This is a genomic window from Pseudomonas sp. B22(2017) (assembly GCF_002113105.1).
GTDB lineage: Bacteria > Pseudomonadota > Gammaproteobacteria > Pseudomonadales > Pseudomonadaceae > Aquipseudomonas > Aquipseudomonas asiatica.
This window is the reverse complement of the sequence record NZ_NEJN01000015.1, coordinates 74,710-94,282: the sequence shown is the minus strand read 5'-3', so window position 1 is coordinate 94,282 and position 19,573 is coordinate 74,710. Positions and strand designations below refer to the sequence as shown.

Annotated in this window: 20 protein-coding genes; 5 read left to right on the top strand and 15 right to left on the bottom strand. The window is 63.9% G+C overall.

Features of this window, described 5'->3' with window-relative positions:
- Positions 1–83: 83 nt before the first annotated feature.
- Positions 84–1,046, top strand: a complete 963-nt coding sequence (locus CAG18_RS23300; protein ID WP_054573874.1) for an NAD(P)H-quinone oxidoreductase — start codon at positions 84–86, stop codon at positions 1,044–1,046.
- A gap of 117 nt (positions 1,047–1,163) precedes the next feature.
- Here CAG18_RS23300 and CAG18_RS23295 read toward each other — a convergent pair whose 3' ends face one another.
- The 6 genes from CAG18_RS23295 to CAG18_RS23270 form a co-directional block, all read right to left on the bottom strand.
- Positions 1,164–1,817: an HAD family phosphatase gene (locus CAG18_RS23295; RefSeq protein WP_015269274.1), complete on the bottom strand. Its 654-nt coding sequence runs from the start codon at positions 1,815–1,817 to the stop codon at positions 1,164–1,166.
- A 14-nt stretch (positions 1,818–1,831) separates the two neighbouring features.
- Complete coding sequence (locus tag CAG18_RS23290) at positions 1,832–2,821, bottom strand: ABC transporter ATP-binding protein (RefSeq protein WP_085721654.1); 990 nt, start codon at positions 2,819–2,821, stop codon at positions 1,832–1,834.
- A gap of 1 nt (position 2,822) precedes the next feature.
- A complete protein-coding gene (locus tag CAG18_RS23285; RefSeq protein ID WP_013971414.1) occupies positions 2,823–3,617 on the bottom strand; it encodes an ABC transporter permease in 795 nt (264 codons plus the stop codon).
- A complete protein-coding gene (locus CAG18_RS23280; RefSeq protein WP_039614575.1) occupies positions 3,607–4,458 on the bottom strand; it encodes an ABC transporter permease subunit in 852 nt (283 codons plus the stop codon). Before CAG18_RS23280 ends, CAG18_RS23285 begins: the two co-directional genes overlap by 11 nt.
- The gene (locus CAG18_RS23275; RefSeq protein ID WP_013971416.1) at positions 4,455–5,261 is read right to left on the bottom strand and encodes an alkaline phosphatase family protein; all 807 of its coding nucleotides are present in this window, start codon (positions 5,259–5,261) and stop codon (positions 4,455–4,457) included. The genes CAG18_RS23280 and CAG18_RS23275 overlap by 4 nt, the downstream gene beginning before the upstream one ends.
- A gap of 146 nt (positions 5,262–5,407) precedes the next feature.
- Complete coding sequence (locus CAG18_RS23270) at positions 5,408–6,472, bottom strand: ABC transporter substrate-binding protein (RefSeq protein WP_024086428.1); 1,065 nt, start codon at positions 6,470–6,472, stop codon at positions 5,408–5,410.
- Between the two features lie 315 nt (positions 6,473–6,787).
- On the opposite strand from CAG18_RS23270, the gene phnR reads away from it, so the two are divergent.
- On the top strand, positions 6,788–7,501 hold the full coding sequence (gene phnR / locus CAG18_RS23265) for a phosphonate utilization transcriptional regulator PhnR (RefSeq protein WP_054573875.1): 714 nt from the start codon (positions 6,788–6,790) through the stop codon (positions 7,499–7,501).
- A gap of 112 nt (positions 7,502–7,613) precedes the next feature.
- Here phnR and CAG18_RS23260 read toward each other — a convergent pair whose 3' ends face one another.
- The 7 genes from CAG18_RS23260 to minC form a co-directional block, all read right to left on the bottom strand.
- Positions 7,614–9,770 (bottom strand): mechanosensitive ion channel family protein, encoded by a 2,157-nt coding sequence (locus tag CAG18_RS23260; protein ID WP_015269279.1) that lies wholly within the window; start codon positions 9,768–9,770, stop codon positions 7,614–7,616.
- Positions 9,771–9,814: 44 nt separating this feature from the next.
- Positions 9,815–9,982 carry a hypothetical protein gene (locus tag CAG18_RS27145; protein ID WP_003260099.1) on the bottom strand — a complete coding sequence of 56 codons (168 nt, stop codon included), beginning with the start codon at positions 9,980–9,982 and terminating at the stop codon, positions 9,815–9,817.
- Between the two features lie 217 nt (positions 9,983–10,199).
- Positions 10,200–11,489 carry a M18 family aminopeptidase gene (locus CAG18_RS23255; RefSeq protein WP_085721653.1) on the bottom strand — a complete coding sequence of 430 codons (1,290 nt, stop codon included), beginning with the start codon at positions 11,487–11,489 and terminating at the stop codon, positions 10,200–10,202.
- A gap of 168 nt (positions 11,490–11,657) precedes the next feature.
- A complete protein-coding gene (locus CAG18_RS23250; RefSeq protein ID WP_011532730.1) occupies positions 11,658–12,293 on the bottom strand; it encodes an RluA family pseudouridine synthase in 636 nt (211 codons plus the stop codon).
- Between the two features lie 156 nt (positions 12,294–12,449).
- Entirely contained in the window at positions 12,450–12,704 is a 255-nt protein-coding gene (gene minE / locus CAG18_RS23245; RefSeq protein ID WP_003252572.1) for a cell division topological specificity factor MinE, read from the bottom strand.
- 3 nt (positions 12,705–12,707) lie between these two features.
- Entirely contained in the window at positions 12,708–13,520 is an 813-nt protein-coding gene (minD, locus tag CAG18_RS23240) for a septum site-determining protein MinD (protein WP_013971423.1), read from the bottom strand.
- Positions 13,521–13,621: 101 nt separating this feature from the next.
- Positions 13,622–14,380 (bottom strand): septum site-determining protein MinC, encoded by a 759-nt coding sequence (gene minC, locus CAG18_RS23235; RefSeq protein WP_023660587.1) that lies wholly within the window; start codon positions 14,378–14,380, stop codon positions 13,622–13,624.
- A 111-nt stretch (positions 14,381–14,491) separates the two neighbouring features.
- On the opposite strand from minC, the gene CAG18_RS23230 reads away from it, so the two are divergent.
- Positions 14,492–15,427, top strand: a complete 936-nt coding sequence (locus tag CAG18_RS23230; protein ID WP_054573876.1) for a lipid A biosynthesis lauroyl acyltransferase — start codon at positions 14,492–14,494, stop codon at positions 15,425–15,427.
- 149 nt (positions 15,428–15,576) lie between these two features.
- Positions 15,577–16,725, top strand: coding sequence for a patatin-like phospholipase family protein (locus CAG18_RS23225; RefSeq protein WP_013971426.1), 1,149 nt, complete (start codon positions 15,577–15,579; stop codon positions 16,723–16,725).
- A 99-nt stretch (positions 16,726–16,824) separates the two neighbouring features.
- Here CAG18_RS23225 and CAG18_RS23220 read toward each other — a convergent pair whose 3' ends face one another.
- Entirely contained in the window at positions 16,825–17,568 is a 744-nt protein-coding gene (locus CAG18_RS23220) for a VacJ family lipoprotein (RefSeq protein WP_043936071.1), read from the bottom strand.
- A gap of 73 nt (positions 17,569–17,641) precedes the next feature.
- Positions 17,642–18,940, bottom strand: coding sequence for a hypothetical protein (locus CAG18_RS23215; protein ID WP_003260096.1), 1,299 nt, complete (start codon positions 18,938–18,940; stop codon positions 17,642–17,644).
- A 190-nt stretch (positions 18,941–19,130) separates the two neighbouring features.
- Between CAG18_RS23215 and CAG18_RS23210 the strand changes: the two genes are divergently transcribed.
- On the top strand, positions 19,131–19,499 hold the full coding sequence (locus tag CAG18_RS23210; RefSeq protein WP_054573877.1) for a hypothetical protein: 369 nt from the start codon (positions 19,131–19,133) through the stop codon (positions 19,497–19,499).
- The last annotated feature ends 74 nt before the right edge of the window (positions 19,500–19,573 follow it).

Below are 19,573 nucleotides of genomic sequence, written 5' to 3'. Positions count from 1 at the left end.
GCAAAAAACCGGATGCATACTGCAAAAAGCCTGGGGACTTGGCGTTCCCAGGCTCGGTCATATGATTCAACTATGGAGGCACTGTGAAGGCATTGCAAGGCGTTGACGGACATGTGGCTTGGGTCGAGGCCGAGCGCCCGGCCTGCGACGCGGGTCAAGTGCGCATTCGCGTGGCTGCTGCGGGGCTGAACCGCGCCGATCTGCTGCAGATGAAAGGTTTGTACCCACCACCGCCAGGCGCCAGCCCGTACATGGGCCTGGAGTGCGCCGGGGTGATCGAGGAAGTGGGGGCCGGTGCCGACTGGCGGGTGGGTGACCGGGTGTGTGCGCTGCTGGCCAGCGGCGCCATGGCCGAGGAAGTGGTGGTGGATGCCCGCCACGTGCTACCGGTGCCCGAAGGCCTGAGCCTGCACGAAGCGGCGGCGTTGCCGGAGGTATATGCCACTGCCTGGCTGAACATCTTCCAGCTGGGTGGCGTGAAAGCTGGCGAGAAGGTGCTGGTGCACGCTGGCGCCAGTGGCGTTGGCTCGGCCGCCATCCAGCTGTGCAAGGCGTTCGGCAGCCCGGTGTGGGTCAGCGTCGGTTCTCAGGACCGCCTGGCCTACTGCGAGGCGCTGGGCGCCGCCGGTGGTGTGGTACGTAACGAAAACCTGGAAGCGCTGGAAGGTTTCGGCCCGTTCGACGTGATTCTCGACCCGGTGGGCGCCAGCTACGGCGAGCTCAACCTCAAGTTGCTGGCGCGTGACGGGCGCTGGGTGATCATCGGCCTGATGGGCGGGCGCAAGTTCGAGCTGGACCTGGCACAGGTACTGGGCAAGCGCCTGGAGATTACCGGTTCCACACTGCGCAACCGCGATGACGGCTTCAAGGCCGAACTGCTGCGCGAGTTGCAGCAGCAGGTGTGGCCGCTGTTTGCCGAAGGGCGCCTGTCGCCGCAATTGGTGGACACCTACCCGGTGGAGTTTGCCCAGGCGGCATATGCCGAGCTTGAGACCAACCAGGTGTCGGGCAAGCTGGTGATGGTGATCGACCCAGGCCTGGCTTGAGATTGCCGGGGCTGCTTTGCAGCCCATCGCGACACAAGGCCGCTCCTACAAGGGAAAGCGATCTCCTGTAGGAGCGGCCTTGTGTCGCGAAAGGGGCGCAAAGCGCCCCCATGGCCCTCAAGTCCAGCTCAGAATCGGCCAGCCATTGATCTCGGCATGCTCCCGCAACACAGCATCCGGGTTCACCACATGCGGATGATCCACCTTCAGCAACAGCGGCAAATCGTTGCGCGAGTCGGAATAGAAAGTCGCCCCCTCCAGGTTCTCCTGCTCCTGGTCCAGCCATTCCAGCAACCGCGTGATCTTCCCTTCGCGATAGGTCAGCACCCCGTGGGTCTTGCCGGTATAAACCCCGTTCACCGCCTCCAGTTCGATCGCCAGGTATTCGTCCACCCCCAGCCGCGCCGCAATCGGCCCGACCAGGTGCGTACCCGACGCCGAAATGATCAGGATGCGATCCCCGCGCTTGCGGTGCTCGGCAATGCAGCGGCAGGCGTCACCGTAGATGATTGGCTCGATCACCTCTTCGACCCACGGTGCTACCAGGTGCTCGACCTCTTCCAGGGTGCGCCCGGCAATCGGCTCCAGGCTGAAGGCCATGTAGTCCTCCATCCGCAGGTGGCCCTTGCCATAGGCTTCCATCAACTCATGGTCGCGGCGCAGGAAGGCTTTGCCGTCGACCCAGCCCAGCCGGGCCATCTGCTCGCTCCACAGTGAGGCGCAGTCGCCGTGGATCAGGGTTTCGTCCAGATCGAAAATTGCCAGTGCCATGGTGTTGATTCTCCTTAGGCCACTTCCCGTAGCGCCGTGGGGTCGATCGACAAGCTTACCCGTTGCCCGTCCGCGTGCAGGTCGGACGGTGAGCGGTTGAGTACGTCGACCACCAGTTCCACCTCGCGCACCCGCACCCGGTAGCGGATCACGTTGCCCAGCAGGCTGTGGCTGCGCACTTCGGCGTCCAGTTCACCGTTGTTGTCCAGGGTGATCGACTCGGGGCGAATCGCCAGGCGGCTGGTCACCGGGCGCTGCAGCAGGCGGCTGGCGCTGTCGGCGTCGAGCAGGTTGTAGTTGCCGATGAAGCCGGCGGCAAACAGGTCCACCGGCGCGGTGTACAGGGTTTCGGCATCGCCGCTCTGGACGATGCGCCCCTGGTTCATCAGGAAGATGCGGTCGGACATGGTCAGCGCCTCTTCCTGGTCGTGGGTGACGAAGATGGTGGTCAGCCCCAGCTCGCGCTGGATGGCGCGGATCTGCTCGCGCAGGTGCTTGCGGATGCGCGCATCCAGCGCTGACAACGGTTCGTCGAGCAGCAGCAGGCGCGGGCGGGTGACCAGCGAGCGGGCCAGGGCAACGCGCTGGCACTGGCCGCCGGACAACTGGTGCGGGTAGCGCCCGGCGAAGTTGCCCAGTTCCACCAGTTCCAGCGCCTCGCGCACCCGGGCCTGGCTTTCGTCGGCCTTGACCTTCTGCATGCGCAAGCCGAAGGCGACGTTCTGCTCCACGGTCATGTTGGGGAACAGCGCATAGCTTTGAAACACCATGCCGATGCCACGCTTTTGCGGGCTCAGCGGTACGATGTCATGGCCGTCGAGCAGGATCTGCCCGCTGTCCACCGGGGTCAGCCCGGCGATGCAGCGCAGCAGCGTGGACTTGCCGCAACCGGACGGGCCAAGCAGGGTGACGAACTCACCGCGTTCGATATGGCAGTCGATGTTCTCGAACACCGGGCTGCCGGCGTAGCTTTTTTGCAGTTTCTGTACGCTGACGAAGCTCATGTCAGGTCTTGTCCTTGTTCAGGCGGTTGGCGACCCAGGTCAGTACCAGCACGAAGGCGAAGTACGAGATCACCAGCGCGCTGTTGAAGTGGCCGCTGCTGTTGCGCATGTTGTTCAGGTACACCTGCAGGGTCTCGTAGCGGGTGCCGACCAGCAGGTTGGCGAACACGAACTCGCCGAACAGGAACGAGAACGACAGTAGCAGTGCCACCATCAGGCCCTTGCGCAGGTTCGGCAGCACCACCAGCAGCGCCGCCTGCCAGGTGCTGGCGCCCAGCAGCTGGGCGGCGTCCATCAGGTCGCGCAGGTTGATCGCCTGCAGGTTGTTGGTTATGGCCCGGTACATGAACGGCAAGGCGATGGTGAAATAGCAGCCGATCAGAATCCACGGTGTACCGACCATGGCCATGGGCCCGCTGCCATACAGCTGCAACAGCCCCACCGACGACACCACCGGCGGCACCGCGAACGGCAGCAGGATGAGGATGTTCATCAGCGCATCGAGCCTCGGGAAGTGGTAGTGCACCACGAACAGCAGCGGCAGGATCAGTACCACCGACAGCAGCAGCGCGCCCACGCACACCAGCAGCGACTGGCCGAAGGCGGCCAGGAAGCGCGGCTCACTCCACAGCGCGATGTACCACTTGAAGGTCAGGCCGCTGGGCAGCAGGCTGGCCGACCAGCTGGTGGCCAGCGAGTAGAGCAGGGTGCCGGCCAGCGGCAGCAGCAGGATGAGGAACAGCAGGTAGACCACGGCGCGGTGGTACCAGCCGCCGGAACGGGCGTCAGCGCGCATGGTAGCTCCTTTTCAGCAGCCATTGGTGCACCACCGTGACCAGCGTCATCAGCCCCACCAGTACCATCGCCAGGGCGCTGGCCAGGTTGGGATCGAGGCTGATGTCACCGGCCACCAGGCCGGCGATGCGGATCGGCAGTACGTTGAAGTTGCCGGTTGTCAGCGCGTACACGGTGGCGTAGGCACCGAGGGCGTTGGCCAACAGGATGACGAAAGTGCCCAGCAGTGCCGGGGTCAGCACCGGCAGGCCGATGTGCCGCCAGAATTGCCAGTGGCTGGCCCCCAGCAGTGCGGCCGACTCGCGCCAGTCTTCGCGCAGTGCGTCGAACGCGGGGTACAGCAGCAACACGCCAAGCGGGATCTGGAAGTAGGTGTACACCAGGATCAGCCCGCTCTTGGAATAGATGCTGAAGTCCTCCAGCAGGCCGACCTGCTTCAGCAGCAAGGTCAGCGCGCCGTTGAAACCGAGCAGGATGATGAAGGCGAAGGCCAGCGGCACCCCGGCGAAATTGCTGGTCATGTTGGCGAAGGCGCTGACGAAGTCGCGCAGCTTCGAGTCCACCTGGCGCAGCGAGTAGGCGCCCAGGGTGGCGATGACGATGCCGAACAGGCTTGACCAGAAGCTGATTTCCAGGCTGCGTTGCAGGGCCTGCAGGTAGAACTTCGAGGCGAATACCTTGCTGAAGTTGTCCACGCCCCAACCCGCTTCCGATTGCAGGCTGTTGATCGCCACCCAGGCCAGCGGGGCGATCTGAAAGATGACGAAGAACACGGCGAACGGTAGCAGGCAGAGCAGGGCCAGGTAGCGGCCACGGGTGTTGCTGCTCTTGGGTGTGGTCACTTCAGCAGCTCCCGGCAGACGGTCTTGTCATGCGGCGCGCCGAGCAGCTCGCAGATGGTCCCGCACAACTCGGTCTGCAGCGGTTTGGCCGCAGGATCGAGGCTGAAGGCATCGCCGAAGACGAACAGCGGCACTTCGCGCTCCTCGGTCAGCAGGCCATTGTGCGAGCGGTCGTTGTTCATGCCGTGGTCGGCGGTAACCAGTACCTGGTAGCCCTCTTCGAGCCAGCCTGGCAGGTAGTCTGCCAGCAGGATGTCGGCGCTGCGTGCGGCGTTGCGGTACTGGCTGCTGTCCAGACCGTGGTGGTGGCCGACATCGTCGATGCTCATCGGGTGCACCAGCAGGAAATTGGGGGCGTGGCGGCGGCGCAGGTATTCGCCATCGGCCAGCAGGTGCGAATCGGGGTAACGGTCGTCCCAGTAGAACAGCCCGTGCTGGATCGGCAGCTTCGGTGCGTGGGTATGGCGGTCGCGCTGCGGGTCGAATGGCGAGCGGTTGTACAGCTCGCTCATCCAGTGATAGGCCGCAGCCGCAGTGCCCAGGTTGGCCTCGCGGGCGTAGTGGAACACGCTGCGCTGGTTGGACAGACGGTTGACGTTGTTGTGCACGATGCCGCTGTCGATCGGCGGTACACCGGTGAGGATGCACTCGTACAGCGGCCGCGACAGCGACGGCAGTTCGCATTCCACGCGGTACAGCGCGGCACGGTCGGCCTCGACGTAGGCGTGCAGGTGGCCCATGGCGTGATGCGCGACCTGGTAGTTGAGGCCGTCGAGCAGGACCAGGATGACGTTGTGTTGCATGGTGGCTCCAGTCATAAACCGCGTTGGCTTCTTCGCGGGCTCGCCCGCTCCCACAGGTTGATCACTGCCTTTCAGGCTTGTGCTGTACCTGTGGGAGCGGGCATGCCCGCGAAAGGGCCGGATCAGGCGCTACAAAAGCTAGCCCCTTACTCCATCTCGATGATCACCTGCTCCTGCCACATCTGCGGCAGTTTCTTCGAGCTCGCCTCCCAGGCTTCGGCATTCTTGATCGGCTGCGCAGCCTTGTACTGTTCGTTGGGCAGCAACTTGGCCTGCACATCGTCCGGCAGCTTCAGGTGCTCGGCACGGATCGGCCGCGCATGCCCTTTGGCCAGGTTGATCTGCCCGGCATCGCTGAAGATGTATTCACGTGTCAGCTTGGCCGCATTCGGGTGCTTGGCGTACTTGTTGATGATGGTGGTATAGCCGGAGATCACCGAGCCATCCGACGGGATCAGCACTTCGAAACGCTTGGGGTCGATCTGTTCACGGTAGCTCAGGCCGTTGAAGTCCCACACCACGCCCACTTCCACCTCGCCCTTCTCCAGGGTCTGGATGGTCGGGTTGGCCAGCGACAGGCGCTTCTGCTGGGCCAGTTTGGTGAACAGTTGCAGGCCCGGTGCCAGGTTGGTCTCGTCACCCTTGTAGGCGATAGCCGCTGCCAGCACGCCGTTGGCGGCCTGGGCTGCGGTGCCGACGTCACCGATGGCAACCTTGTACTTGCCTTTTTCCAGGTCGTGCCAGGTCGTTGGCCGCTCGCCTTCCTTGACCAGGTCCTTGTTGATGATGAAGGCGATGGTGCCGGTATAGGCCAGCGCCCAGTGGCCGTCCTTGTCCTTGGCCCACGTCGGCACCTGGTCCCAGGTGCTCGGCTTGTACGGCTGGCTCACGCCCTTGCTCACGGCGATCGGTCCGAAGGCGGCACCCACGTCGCCGATGTCGGCGCTGGCGTTGTCCTTCTCGGCTTCGAACTTGGCGATTTCCTGGGCCGAGCTCATGTCGGTGTCGCTGTGCTTCAGGCCGTACTTGCTGGCCAGGTCTTCCCAGGTGCCTTTCCAGTTGGCCCAGGCATCGGGCATGCCCACGCTGTTGACGTTGCCTTCCTTGCGGGCGGCGTCTTCCAGGGCCTTGAGGTCGGTATCGGCGGCCATGGCCGTGGTACACAGGGCGATGGCCGAACCGAGCAGTGACGCCATGAACAACTTTTTCATCCGAAGCTCCTTGGTGGGTGCCTTTAGCGATGGTTGTTATGAGTGAAGCCGTTGTCTGGTGACCGTTGGTCTAGGTCAGCAAACCTTGAGCCAAGGTAGGCTGCTTGCGTGACAGTTTGATGTAGGGAAGGGCCGGTGAAGGCCCTGAAGCTACAGCGTAGACCACGGAACCGCCCCGGTTCTGCTGGCTTGGCGCGTTTCTGGCAGTGTTTGGCCAAAGCCTTGTCACAGGATGTTCATCAGCCCTGCCTAGGCTTGCACTATTCTCCAAGTGCCCTGTTCTGGGGCTGGACTAGTCCAGATAGGTAACCTTTGATGCAGCCGATGCCACCGCGTGCGGTAACAGCCATCTGTCACGCCCTGCAGGAACAGATAGAGCACGGCCTGCTGGCGCCGGGCGGCAAGCTGCCGGCCGAGCGCAAGCTCAGCGAGGTGTTCGATACCACGCGCATTACCCTGCGTGAGGCGCTGGTGCAGCTGGAAGCCCAGGGGCTGATCTACCGCGAAGAGCGTCGCGGCTGGTTCGTCGCGCCCGAGCGGCTGACCTACGACCTGATCGAGCGCAGCCACTTCCATGCCATGGTCCGCGACCAGGGGCGGGTGCCCAGTACCGAACTCTTGTCGGCTCGGCTGCAGCCGGCGTCGGCGGCCATCTGTGCGCGCTTGCAACTGCCGGCGTTGTCCAGCGTGGTACGTATCTGCCGGTTGCGGCGGATCGATGGGCGGGCGGTGCTGTATGCCGAGCACTACCTCAACCCCCGGTACTTCCCGGAGATTCTCGAACAGGACCTGGCCCAGTCGCTGACCGAGATTTATGGGCGGGTGTACGGTATCCAGTATGGGCAGGTGTGCTTCGAGATCTTGCCGACGGCGTTGCCGGTGGAGGCGGCCAGTGCCTTGAAGGTGTCGGCGGGAAGCCCCGGGTTGCATATCACCCGGGTCAACAGTGACCAGCATGGGCACCTGATCGACTGCGACCTGGAGTATTGGCGGCATGATGCCATCCGCATCCGCGCCCAGGCGGGTTGACCATGGTTTTTTGGGGCTGCTTTGCAGCCCATCGCGACACAAGGCCGCTCCTACAGGGAAACGCGTACTCCTGTAGGAGCGGCCTTGTGTCGCGATGGGGCGCGAAGCGGCCCTAGTTCGATACGGCGTTGCCATCCGCCATCGTGCCACCAGCCGCCGTGACCACCTGCACCGACAATCGCGGCGTCGCCAGGTCCAGCCCCGCCTCATCCAACTGCCGCTTCAACGCCAGGTTGAACGCCCGCGAAACCTCCCACTGCTTGATAGGCGCAGTCTTGAACCGCGCCCGCAAGATCGCCGACCCCGACTCGAAGCTCTCCACCCCCTGCAGCTCCAGCGGCGACCAGATGTTGCGGCGCATCAGCGGGTCGTTGCGCAGCTTCTGCCCCACTTCGCGAATCAGCGTGATGGCCTGGTCGATGTTCATGCTGTGCGGGATCGCCACGCGGAAGATCGCGTAGCCGAACTCGCGCGAGTAGTTCTTGATGCTCTTGATCTCGCTGAACGGGATGGTATGCACGATGCCGTCGATGTCACGCAGGCGCACGGTACGGATGGTCAGCCCCTCCACCGTGCCCAGGTGGCCGCCCACATCCACGTAGTCGTCGATGGCCAGCGAGTCCTCGATGATGATGAACAAGCCGGTGATCAGGTCGGCCACCAGCGACTGGGCACCAAAGCCGATGGCCAGGCCGATCACACCGGCACCCGCCAGCAGCGGGGTGACGTTCATGCCCATGTTGGCCAGGGCGACGATCACCGCGATGATGAAGATGACCACGAACATCACGTTGCGGATCAACGGCATCATGGTTTGCGCGCGGGCGTTGGCCAGGCCCCGGCGCGAGCGCACCAGGGCGTGGTGCACGGCGGTGTCGGCAAGGATCCACACCAGCCAGGCGACGATCAGCGTGCCGGCCAGGCCCAGCAGGCGCACGCTTATGTCGTGACCGTCGCCTTCGGCGAAGCTGATCATCGACAGGCCCCACACACGCAGCCCCAGTTCGATGAACACCAGCCAGATGAACAGGTGCACCAGCAGGTAGCCGAAGTTGCGCAGGCGTTCGGCGTACACCGCCTGGCGCTTGCTGGCGCGCTTGGGGTTGGCGGCGTGGCGGCGCACCAGGCCGTTGAGCACCATGCACACCACCACCAGCACCGTGCACATCAGCGACTGGCGCAGGGCGGTGCTGGTGTCGCCGGCCGAGATAAAGGTAGCGAACAGCGAAATCGCCACCAGGATCAGTGCCGGCACGAACCAGAAGCTGCCGAGGATCTCGATGGTGTCACTGAGGGTGCGCCGGGTCAGGCGCCGTGACAGCGGCTGGTTGCGGATCAGGTGGGCGATCGGGCGACGGAAGCGCAGGATGAACAGCCCGGTGCACAGCGCCGCAATCACGTTGGCCAGGGTGGCCAGGGCGTGGGCCAGGTGGGTACCGAGGGCGACCATCAGGCGCGGGTCGCTCATCGCTTCGCCAAACGCGGCGAAGCTGCCGATCAGCCACAGCGGGCGGAAGGCCTGGTGGCGCAGGATGTACAGGGCGCGGTGGCGGTGGGGGCCGTCGAGCAGCGAGAAGGCAATCACGCAGATGGCCGAGAAACAGGTGCCGACCACCAGTGCGTAGGCCAGCACCATGGCCAGCGACTTGCCCAGCGACGGCGGCAGCACGAAGCTCAGGTAAACGGTGAACACCAGCGCCACCAGCCACGGGCCCAGCTTGCGCAGGGCAAAGCGCACCAGGTCCCAGGTGCGCGGGTGCTGCGGCAGTTCCTCGCTCAGGCCAAAACGCAGGCGTACCCGATGCCCGACCCAGTTGAAGGCGTAGGCCAGCACGCTCCAGACGGCGATGACGGCGGCAAAGCCAAACAGAATGGCCGGCCACTGGTGCACCGGCACCATCAACTCGGTCAGTTCGGCCTGGGCCTGTTCGATTTCCGCGGCCCAGCGATGGAACGGGCTGGCATCGCCGCTGAACTGCTTTTCGAAGTCATGCAGGGCGCCGCCGATCAGGCCGAGCACGCCCTGTTCGACGGTGGGTTGCGATTGCCTGGTGGCGTCGCGCAGCTTTTTCAGGTCGGCCAGGAGTTTGGCCCGCTGCTGGTCGTTTTCCAGGTTCTTGATCACCTCGTCCAGCGACTTGCCCAGCGGTTCGCTGGCTTCTGGCTGCGCGGGCGCGCTGCCACCCAGCAGGCCTGGCAGGCCCGCAGCCTGTAACGGGGTGACAAACAGGAACAGCAGCAGGAACAGGCAACGCAGGAGAGCAGGCACTGGCAAAACTACCTCAGGTCAAACGATTGACCGAGTGTAGAGGTTCACGACGGCAGTTGCTCCAGGATTTTCCAGCAGGTGAGGCCGAAGATACCCAGTGTGCCGACCCACATCATCACAACGCCGATATTGCGCTCGCGCAGGCTGAAACCGATGGTCAGCAGCAACAGGAACAGAAACACCGGCACGAACAGGGACAGGAACGGGGACATGGACAGCAATCCTTTTGCAGTGGGGCCATATAACAAGCATAGCGGGTAGCGGGCGAAGCGGGATTGACCTTGAGCACTGAACCAGGCAACGACGCTCTCTGTAGGAGCAGCCTTGCGCTGCGAAGAGGCCAGTACACCCCAAGCATCCTGCTGGTTGTACCGGCCTCTTCGCAGCGCAAGGCTGCTCCTGCAAAGGGCGGGGGTGGTCTTCAGGATCTCAAGGCAACTCGCGGCAACGGTAGAAGGCGCTCAGCACCTTCACCAGGTGCGCCAGGTCATGGCTGCCGCACAGTTCGCGAATCGAATGCATGGCAAAGGTCGGCAAGCCGATATCCACCGTACGCACGCCCAGGTGGCTGGCGGCAATCGGCCCGATGGTCGAACCACAGCCCATGTCGCTGCGTACCACGAAGCTCTGCACCGGCACTTCCTCGGCCATGCACAGGTGACGGAAGAACCCGGCGGTTTCGCTGTTGGTAGCGTAGCGCTGGTTGTTGTTCACCTTGATTACCGGCCCGGCGTTGAGCTTGGGCCCGTGGTTGCCGTCGTGCTTGTCGGCGTAGTTGGGGTGCACGCCGTGGGCGTTGTCGGCCGACACCATCAGCGAGCGCTGGATGGTGCGCACGTAGGCGTCGCCATCCGGCAGCAGGCGTTGCAGGGTCTGCTCCAGCATCGGCCCGTCGGCGCCACAGGCCGAGCAGCTGCCGACTTCTTCATGGTCGTTGCACACCAGTACGCAGGTCTCGTCGCTGTCGGCGGCCAGCAGTGCCTGCAGGCCGGCATAGCACGACAACAGGTTGTCCAGGCGCGCGCCGGCGATGAAGTCGCCGTTCAGGCCGACCAGCGCGGCGTTTTGGGTGTCGTAGAAGCTCAGCTCGTAATCCAGCACCACGTCGGCAATCAGCTCGTGCTCGCGGGCCAGTTGCTCGGTGAGCAGGGCGCGGAAGTCGATGCGCTCGTCACCCGCCACCTGGGCCAGGATCGGCGGCAGCTCGTTCTGCGGGTTGATGGTCCAGCCTTCGTTGGCGGTGCGGTTGAGATGGATTGCCAGGTTGGGGATGACCGCGATCGGCAGCTTGAAGTCGATCAGCTGGCTTTCGACCTTGCCGTCACGGCGGTAGGTGACCCGGCCGGCCAGCGACAGGTCGCGGTCGAACCATGGCGCCAGCAGGGCGCCGCCATACACTTCGACGCCCAGCTGCAGGAAGCCCTGGCGCTGCAGCTCGGGCTGCGGCTTGACCCGCAGGCACGGGCTGTCGGTGTGGGCGCCGACCATGCGGATACCGTTCAGCAACGGTGCCTGCTTGCCCAGCTTGATGGCGATGATCGACGAGTCGTTACGGGTGACGTAGTAGCGGCCGCCAGGTACCGTGGCCCAGCTGTCGCGCTCGTCCAGGCGCTGGTAGCCGGCAGCTTCCAGGCGCTGGGCCAGGCTGGCGGTGGCGTGGAAGGGCGTGGGGGAGGCCTTGAGGAAGTCGATAAGGCCAGAATTCAGTGCGTCGCGCATAGCTCACTCCAGACAGCAGTGGCGCGAGTTTAGCGTATTAGGTCGACAAATTGTGTCTGCCTCTTCGCGGGCTCGCCCGCTCCCACAGGGATCGCAAAAACCTGACAGCTGTGCGGTCCCTGTGGGAGCGGCTTCAGCCGCGAAGAGGCCGGTACAGCCACTCACAAATCAGAAAGGCGCAGGGCACTCGAACTTCAACCGCTCCCCGGACACCGGGTGGGTAAAGCTCAGCATCGAGGCATGCAGGCACAACCGCTCATGGGCAGCCAGTGCTTCGGGGTTGGCATACAGCCGGTCGCCCAGCAGCGGGTGCCCGATCGACAGCATGTGCACGCGCAACTGGTGCGAACGCCCGGTAATCGGTGTCAGCTCTACCCGGCAGTAATCACCGCAGCGCTCGACGATGCGCCAGAAGGTCAGCGCATGCTTGCCCTGCTCGTGGTCCACCACATGCCGTGGCTTGGTCGGCGGGTCGTAGCGCAGCGGCAGGTCGATGCTGCCGCTGTCCAGCGCCGGCTGGCCCCAGCATAGCGCGGTGTAGGCCTTTTCGGTTTCGCGGTCGTGGAACTGGCGCGACAGCTCACGATGGCTGTCGGCATCCCGGGCCAGCAGGATGATGCCGGAAGTTTCCCAGTCCAGGCGGTGCACGATCAGCGCGTCGGGGTAGCCGTTTTCCTGCAGGCGAGTGATCAGGCAGTCCTTGTTGTCCTCGGCGCGGCCGGGTACCGACAGCAGCAGGGTCGGTTTGTTGATCACCAGGATGGCGGCGTCTTCGTGCAGGATCTGGATGTTGGACAACGGCATTGCTTGGTCTCGGTTATATCGGGGAAAACACTGGGGCCGCTTTGCGGCCCATCGCCGGCAAGCCAGCTCCCACAGGTACAGCGCGAACCCTGTGGGAGCTGGCTTGCCGGCGATGGGCTGCAAAGCAGCCCCAATGATCCAGGCCTGGTCGCGAAATCAGCGATCCGGCAAGGTGATGTTCAGCTCCAGAATCGAGCAGCTACCCTGGTTTTCCAGCTCGATATGCACATCATCGTTGCCGATGTTCACATATTTGCGGATCACTTCCAGCAGTTCTTTCTGCAGCGCTGGCAGGTAGTCCGGTTCGCTGCGTTGGCCGCGCTCGTGCGCCACGATGATCTGTAGACGCTCTTTCGCTACCGACGCGCTGGTCTGTTTCTGTCTGCCACGAAAGAAGTCAAAAAGGTTCATGGTTTACTTGCCTCCAAACAGGCGCGCGAAGAATCCTTGCTTCGGCACTTCGATGAACCGCAGGGGCTTTTCTTTGCCCAGCAGACGGTCGACGGTATCGCTATAGGCCTGGCCGGCATCGCTCTGGTCGTCGAGGATGACCGGGATACCCTGGTTGGAAGCCTTGAGCACTGCCTGGCTCTCGGGGATCACACCCTTGAGCTTGATCGCCAGGATCTCTTCGACGTCGGCGATGCTCAGCATTTCGCCCTTTTCCACGCGCTCCGGGTGGTAGCGGGTGATCAGCAGGTGTTCCTTGATCGGCTCTTCGCCGTTCTCGGAGCGGCGCGACTTGCTCGACAGGATGCCCAGCATACGGTCGGAGTCTCGTACCGAGGATACCTCGGGGTTGGTGACCACGACGGCTTCGTCGGCAAAGTACATGGCCAGGTGTGCGCCTTTCTCGATACCGGCCGGCGAGTCGCAGATGACGAAGTCGAAGTCTTTCTTCAGCTCCATCAGGACCTTTTCCACGCCTTCCTGGGTCAGCGCGTCCTTGTCACGGGTCTGGCTGGCGGCCAGCACGTACAGGTTCTCGAGGCGCTTGTCCTTGATCAGGGCCTGTTGCAGGTTGGCTTCGCCGTTGACCACGTTGACGAAGTCGTACACCACGCGGCGTTCGCAGCCCATGATCAGGTCGAGGTTACGCAGGCCCACGTCGAAGTCGACGATGACGGTCTTGTGGCCACGCAGTGCGAGGCCGGTACCAATGGCGGCGCTGGTGGTGGTCTTGCCCACACCCCCCTTGCCGGAAGTAACCACGATAATCTTGGCCAAGGTGTTTCACCCCTAAAATAATCGGGACACACGTCCCTGCAAAAATACAAATAAATGGCAACGGTAAGAAAAGTTGCACTAAAAATGCTGGCAAGTATCCGTTAAAGACGGGTGATGTTCAACACGTCGCCAGACAGGCTGACTTGCACGCCGGTACCCCACAGCGGGTCGCGGCGCAGGTCCTCGCAGACCTTGTACTGGCCGGCGATGGAGACCATTTCGGCGGTCATCTGCTGACAGAAGATACGTGCCTTGGTATTGCCTTTGATGCCGGCCAGGGCGCGGCCGCGCATGGCGCCGTACACATGGATGTTGCCATCGGCCAGAAGTTCCGCCCCCGGGCTGACCGAAGCGGTCACCACCAGGTCACCGCCCTGGGCGTAGATCTGCTGGCCGCCACGTACTGGCGCAGTGATGATGCGGGTCGGGCGCACCTCGGGTTCGAGGATTGGTGGCGGGACAGGGGCTGGCTCTGGCTTCTTCACCTCGGGTTCGGGCTCCAGCGGCCGCTCGCGCGCGCCGGATGGCGGCAGCACCGGCAGGTCGATGGCGATGGCGGCGGCGATGTCCTCGATGCGGTTGGCACGGATGGCCAGGGTACGCAGGCCGTGGTGGCGGCAGATCCGCATCAAGCCGGGCAGGTCGATTGCCCCCTCGTCGGCCGGCAGCTTGTCCAGCGCCAGCACCAGTGGCGTGTTGCTGAAGAAGTTCGGTGCCTGGGCGACTTTGGCCGCCAGTTGGCGGTCGAGGGCTTCAAGGTCATTGCGCGCCAATTCCAGCACTGTAATGGCGAGCATGCTGCCCTTGAGCTGGAACACGGAGGCGGTGTCGGGTGTGTGGTTTGGGCTCATGGTCTGCATAGACGGCTTGTTGCGAAAAAAGTGCCCTGACTTATAACGATAAGACCGGTTGCCCGCAACATGCGCTGATCCGTTGTAGAATGCGCGGCCTTTGTCTTTCCGGAAGCTTCAATGGAACGCCCGCGTTTTCGTCCCTATTTCCTTCACCCACGTTTCTGGGGCCTGTGGCTGGGCCTGGGCCTGCTGTGGCTGGTGGTCCAGTTGCCGTACCGGGTCCTGTTGAAAGTCGGTGCCGCGCTGGGAGCGGTGATGTACCGCTTTGCCGGTGAGCGGCGGCGCATTGCCGCGCGCAACCTGGAGCTGTGCTTCCCGGAGCTGTCGGTCGACGAACGGCAGCGCCTGCTCAAGGCCAACTTCGCCTCCACCGGTATCGCCTTCTTCGAAATGGCCATGAGCTGGTGGTGGCCCAAGGCCCGGTTGGCGCGCCTGGCCCATGTCGAGGGGCTGGAGCACCTGCAGGCCGCCCAGCAGGCGGGGCAGGGGGCCATTCTGATGGCGGTGCACTTCACCACCCTGGAGATCGGCGCCGCACTGCTGGGCCAGCATCACACCATCGATGGCATGTACCGCGAGCACGGCAACCCGCTGTTCGACTTCATCCAGCGCAGCGGCCGCGAGCGGCATAACCTCGACTCGCTGGCGGTGGAGCGCGAGGACGTGCGCGGTATGCTCAAGCTGCTGCGTTCGGGCCGGGCGATCTGGTACGCACCCGACCAGGACTACGGCGCCAAGCAGAGCCTGTTCGTGCCGCTGTTCGGCATCCCGGCGGCGACGGTGACCGCTACCACCAAGTTTGCCCGGTTGGGCAAGGCGCAAGTGATACCGTTCACCCAGAAGCGCCTGGAGGACGGCAGCGGCTATCGCCTGGTGATCCACCCGCCGCTGGCGGATTTCCCCGGGGAGAGCGAAGAGGCTGACTGCCTGCGAATCAACCAGTGGGTGGAAAGCGTGTTGCGCGAATGCCCCGAGCAGTACCTGTGGGCGCATCGCCGTTTCAAGTCGCGACCCGAAGGGGAGCCGCGGCTGTATGACAAGAAAAAGCGCTGAATTTTGTTTTGCCTGTGCCGGCCCTTTCGCGGGTGAACCCGCTCCCACAGGTATTGCACAGCCTTCAAGGCCGGTGAAGAACCTGTAGGAGCGGGTTTACCCGCGAAAGGGCCTGCACTGACAGCCCACCAACCCCAGGAAGGACTCCAATGGCCCCACCCCCGGTAACCGGTCTTATCCTTTCTGGCGGCGGCGCCCGCGCCGCCTACCAGGTGGGCGTGCTGGCCGGCATTGCCGAGTTGCTGCCCGCCGGCGCGCACAACCCGTTCCCGGTCATCGTGGGCACCTCCGCCGGGGCCATCAACGCCGTCACCCTGGCCAGCGGCGCCACCCATTTCAGCGACGCCGTACAACGGCTCACCGCCTTCTGGCAGAACTTCCGCAGCCACCTGGTCATCCGCAGCGACTGGCCCGGTGTGGTCCGCCAGGCCAGCCGCTTCGTCGCCCACAACCTGCTGGGCGTGGGTGGCCCGGCGCCAGTGGCGCTCCTGGACAGCAGCCCATTGCGCGGCTTGCTGCAGGCGCACCTGAACCTGGACGGTATCGCCCACTCCCTGGCCGCCGAGCAACTGCGCGCCGTCGCGGTGACCGCGTTTGGCTACGAGTCCGGCCAGGCGGTGACCTTCTACCAGGGCCGCGGCACCATCGAAGCCTGGTTGCGCCATCGCCGTATCGGCATGCCCACGCCATTGACCATCGATCATCTGCTGGCCAGCGCGGCCATCCCGTTGCTGTTCGCCCCGGTGCGGCTGGGTGATGAATATTTCGGCGATGGTGCGGTGCGCCAGTCGGCACCGATCAGCCCGGCCCTGCACCTGGGCGCCAGCCGGGTACTGGTGGTTGGTGTCAGCGGTAACCCGCAGCGGCCGGCGCCACCGCTGCCGACCCAGCGGGTGTTCAGCGGGCAGCAGCCGAGCCTTGCGCAGATCGGCGGGCATATGCTCAACAGTACGTTCATTGACAGCCTGGAAGACGACATCGAGCTGCTGCAGCGCCTCAACCACCTGAGCCACCTGTTGCCGGCGCACCTGGACGCCCGGCGCCTGGGCCTTGCGCCGATCGACGTGCTGGTGGTGGCGCCCAGCCAGCCGCTGGACGAGATTGCCGCGCGACATCGGCGCGAGTTGCCGGCGGCGTTGCGCATGTTCCTGCGTGGGCCGGGGGCGACGCGTACCAGCGGGGCGGGGGTGTTGAGCTATTTGCTGTTCGAGGCCAGTTACTGCAGCGAGCTGATAGAGCTGGGGCGAAAGGATGCCTTGGCCAAGAAACGGGAGCTTTGTCAGTTCCTGGGGATTTGATATTGCTTGTGTCGGCCTCTTCGCAGCACAAGGCTGCTCCTACCGAGTAGCGCGTCGCCTTGTAGGAGCAGCCTTGTGCTGCGAAGAGGCCTGGCCGGCCTACTCGGCTATCTGCAACTTGCGCGCCTGGGTATAAACGTACCGCACCTTCTCGTACTCGAACGGCGAGTTGAGCTGGCCATAGCGGAATTTGGTGCTGTAGCGCTTGTCCACCACGCGTAGCACGGAGATTTCCGGGTGGTCGCTGCTGGCTTCGGCCACGTTCAGGTAGTTGATCGCCTGTTCGCCTGCATAGTCCACCACCAGCCCGGTGGTATCGCGCAGGTTCGAAGGCCCCAGCACCGGCAGCATCAGGTACGGCCCGTCCGGTACGCCATAGAAGCCCAAGGTCTGGCCAAAGTCTTCACTTTGCCGCGGCAGGCCCATCTTGGTGGCCGGGTCCCAGAGCCCACCCACGCCGATGATGGTGTTGAACATGAGCCGCGCGGTGATCTCGGCCGAGCGCTTGGCCTTGAGCTGCAACACGCTGTTGAACAGGTTCGGCACGTCGCCCAGGTTGTTGAAGAAGTTGGTCACCCCGGTGCGCACGAAGCGCGGGGTGACGTACTGGTAGCCGCTTACCATCGGCAGCAGCACCCATTGGTCCAGACGGTAGTTGAAGTGATAGACGCGCCGGTTGATCGACTCCAGCGGGTCGTACACGTTCAGCGCTTGCAGGGTGGAGCGCTCGAACTCGCGCTGGTCCAGCCCCGGGTTGAATTTCAGCTCACGCAGCGGGTCGAGGAAACCATCGGTCTCGGGCGCCAGTGGCGCTTCGGTGACTTGCGGGTCGGCCTCGACCACGCTGGCCCGGGGGGCGGTTTCGGCAGCCAGGGCGTGGCCGGCGGCGAACAGGGCAGTGGCGAAGAGGAGTTTGTTAACCACGGAAGAACTCCAGCATGGCGTCACTGTTGACGCGGTAATTGAGGTTGCCGCAATGGCCGCCATGGGGGTAAAGGGTCAGACGCTCACCGAACACCTTGCGCAGGAAGCCGATGTCGCCAGGGCCGAGGATGACGTCGTCGGCGTTGTGCATCACGGCGATCTTGTCGCTGCTGCTCAGGTAATCTTCAAGTGCATACAGGCTGACCTGGTTGACCAGTTGCAGGATGCTGTTGCCGTCGGTACGGGCGCGCCACATGGGGATGACCTGCTCGGTCATGTAGCAGTCGAAGTCGCACTGCAGGGCACGCTTGAAGAATGGCGTGAGGCTGCTGCCCTCGGTGATCGGGAACTTCGGCGGAATGATCAGGCCGCGGCGGTTGATCAGGTCGGAGGTAAAGGCAATGTCGGCCGCCGAGAAGCGGAACGAGGTGCCGATCAGCATGGCCATCTGCTCGTTGGACAGGTGCTGGCGCGACTGCTGGAAGTCGTACAGCAAGGCCTCATTGAGGTCGATGTAGCCCTTTTCCTGGAAGTAGCGGGTCAGCTTGGCCAACATCAGCTCGTAGAAGGTGGTGCTGCGGTCGATGCCCTTGACCTGGGTCTGCACCAGCTTGTCCAGATTGTTGATCGAGGTGTACAGGTTGACCGGCGGGTTCAGCAGCAGTACGCGCTTGAAGTTGAAGCTGCGGCGGGTTTCGTCCAGGTGGCTGACAAAGGCAGCGTCGAGTGCGCCCAGGCTGTAGCCGGTGAGGTAGAACTCGCTGATCGGCAGGCGCGGGTGCTGGGCGCGCACGGCCTGCATCACCCGGTACATGTCTTCGGCATCCTCCTGGCTGACGCCTGGGGTGGCGAAGCGCGAGGCGGCGCTCATGAAGTCGTAACTGGTTGGTGACGACAGCTGCACCACGTGGAAGCCGGCCTGGTAGAACAGCTTCTTCAGGTATTCGTTGATGCTGCTGGTGTAGGGCGCACCGGTGCCGGCGATGATGAAGATCAGCGGCGCCTCGCGGTCCTGGCGGGCAAGGCGGTACTTGAGCTTTTTCACCGCCCAGAAATTGTCCGGCAGAGTGAATTCACGGTCCGGGCGCAGGTTGAGGCTGTAGTCGGACTGGTTGATTTCGTCATCTTCGGGCAGGGTGGGGCGCTGGTCCGGTGGCGTGGTGGCGATGGTTGCCTCGAACGGGTTGGTCAAGGGAAAACCATAGCTCGCGGCGTCGATATCCCGCGCCGAAGCGGCCACAGCCATGAGCAGGCCACCGAGCAAGGCAGCGAGGCGCAAAGATCGAAGCATGTAATCCCCCAAAAGAACGCAAGGTCGAGCAGTGTGCAGGCTAGGACCACAACGGGCCGGGCAAAGTTGCCAGGTGCGGTGGTCTTTGGTGTGCTTGTTATCTGCAACATAGCTGCAGGGATGTGATTTTGCCTTACAACTGGGCATAAGCGATCATGGATGCTTTCGATTACCGCTATTGGAGAGCTGGATGTCTCGTTCGCTGCCGGCTGCGCTGCTTGTGCTGTTTCTGGGGCTCTGGCTTGCTGCCAGTTATGGCGTGCGCTATGGGCTGATGGAGGATGGGCAGTGGGTGGGGCTGTGCACGGCGCCGGCGGCGTACTGGCAGTGTGAGGTGCGGTCGTTGCTGGGGTTGGGCATTCATCACCAGGTGATGGCCTGGGGCGGACTGGGGCTGGCGCTGCTGGCGCAGGTCATTGCCGGCCGTGGCGGCTGGTGGCTGGCGGTGGTGGCGTTGGTGTTCGCGGTGCCGGCACTGGTGCTGTATACCGCCAGCATTGCCGTGTTCGCGCTGGTGCTGGCGGGGTTGCGGTTGGTCAGGTCGCCGGATCAAGGCTGAAAGGGGCCGCTTTGCGGCCCATCGCAGACAAGCCAGCTCCCACAGGGACCGCGCCGATTCCATAGGTAGCATAA

Excerpts from the sequence above, each read along its gene's own strand:
- CAG18_RS23295 (WP_015269274.1), bottom strand. The coding sequence starts at position 1,817 with ATGGCACTGGCAATTTTCGATCTGGACGAAACCCTGATCCACGGCGAC.
- CAG18_RS23290 (WP_085721654.1), bottom strand. The coding sequence starts at position 2,821 with ATGAGCTTCGTCAGCGTACAGAAACTGCAAAAAAGCTACGCCGGCAGC.
- CAG18_RS23285 (WP_013971414.1), bottom strand. The coding sequence starts at position 3,617 with ATGCGCGCTGACGCCCGTTCCGGCGGCTGGTACCACCGCGCCGTGGTC.
- CAG18_RS23275 (WP_013971416.1), bottom strand. The coding sequence starts at position 5,261 with ATGCAACACAACGTCATCCTGGTCCTGCTCGACGGCCTCAACTACCAG.
- CAG18_RS23270 (WP_024086428.1), bottom strand. The coding sequence starts at position 6,472 with ATGAAAAAGTTGTTCATGGCGTCACTGCTCGGTTCGGCCATCGCCCTG.
- phnR (WP_054573875.1), top strand. The coding sequence starts at position 6,788 with ATGCAGCCGATGCCACCGCGTGCGGTAACAGCCATCTGTCACGCCCTG.
- CAG18_RS27145 (WP_003260099.1), bottom strand. The coding sequence starts at position 9,982 with ATGTCCCCGTTCCTGTCCCTGTTCGTGCCGGTGTTTCTGTTCCTGTTG.
- CAG18_RS23255 (WP_085721653.1), bottom strand. The coding sequence starts at position 11,489 with ATGCGCGACGCACTGAATTCTGGCCTTATCGACTTCCTCAAGGCCTCC.
- CAG18_RS23250 (WP_011532730.1), bottom strand. The coding sequence starts at position 12,293 with ATGCCGTTGTCCAACATCCAGATCCTGCACGAAGACGCCGCCATCCTG.
- minE (WP_003252572.1), bottom strand. The coding sequence starts at position 12,704 with ATGAACCTTTTTGACTTCTTTCGTGGCAGACAGAAACAGACCAGCGCG.
- minC (WP_023660587.1), bottom strand. The coding sequence starts at position 14,380 with ATGCAGACCATGAGCCCAAACCACACACCCGACACCGCCTCCGTGTTC.
- CAG18_RS23230 (WP_054573876.1), top strand. The coding sequence starts at position 14,492 with ATGGAACGCCCGCGTTTTCGTCCCTATTTCCTTCACCCACGTTTCTGG.
- CAG18_RS23225 (WP_013971426.1), top strand. The coding sequence starts at position 15,577 with ATGGCCCCACCCCCGGTAACCGGTCTTATCCTTTCTGGCGGCGGCGCC.
- CAG18_RS23215 (WP_003260096.1), bottom strand. The coding sequence starts at position 18,940 with ATGCTTCGATCTTTGCGCCTCGCTGCCTTGCTCGGTGGCCTGCTCATG.
- CAG18_RS23210 (WP_054573877.1), top strand. The coding sequence starts at position 19,131 with ATGTCTCGTTCGCTGCCGGCTGCGCTGCTTGTGCTGTTTCTGGGGCTC.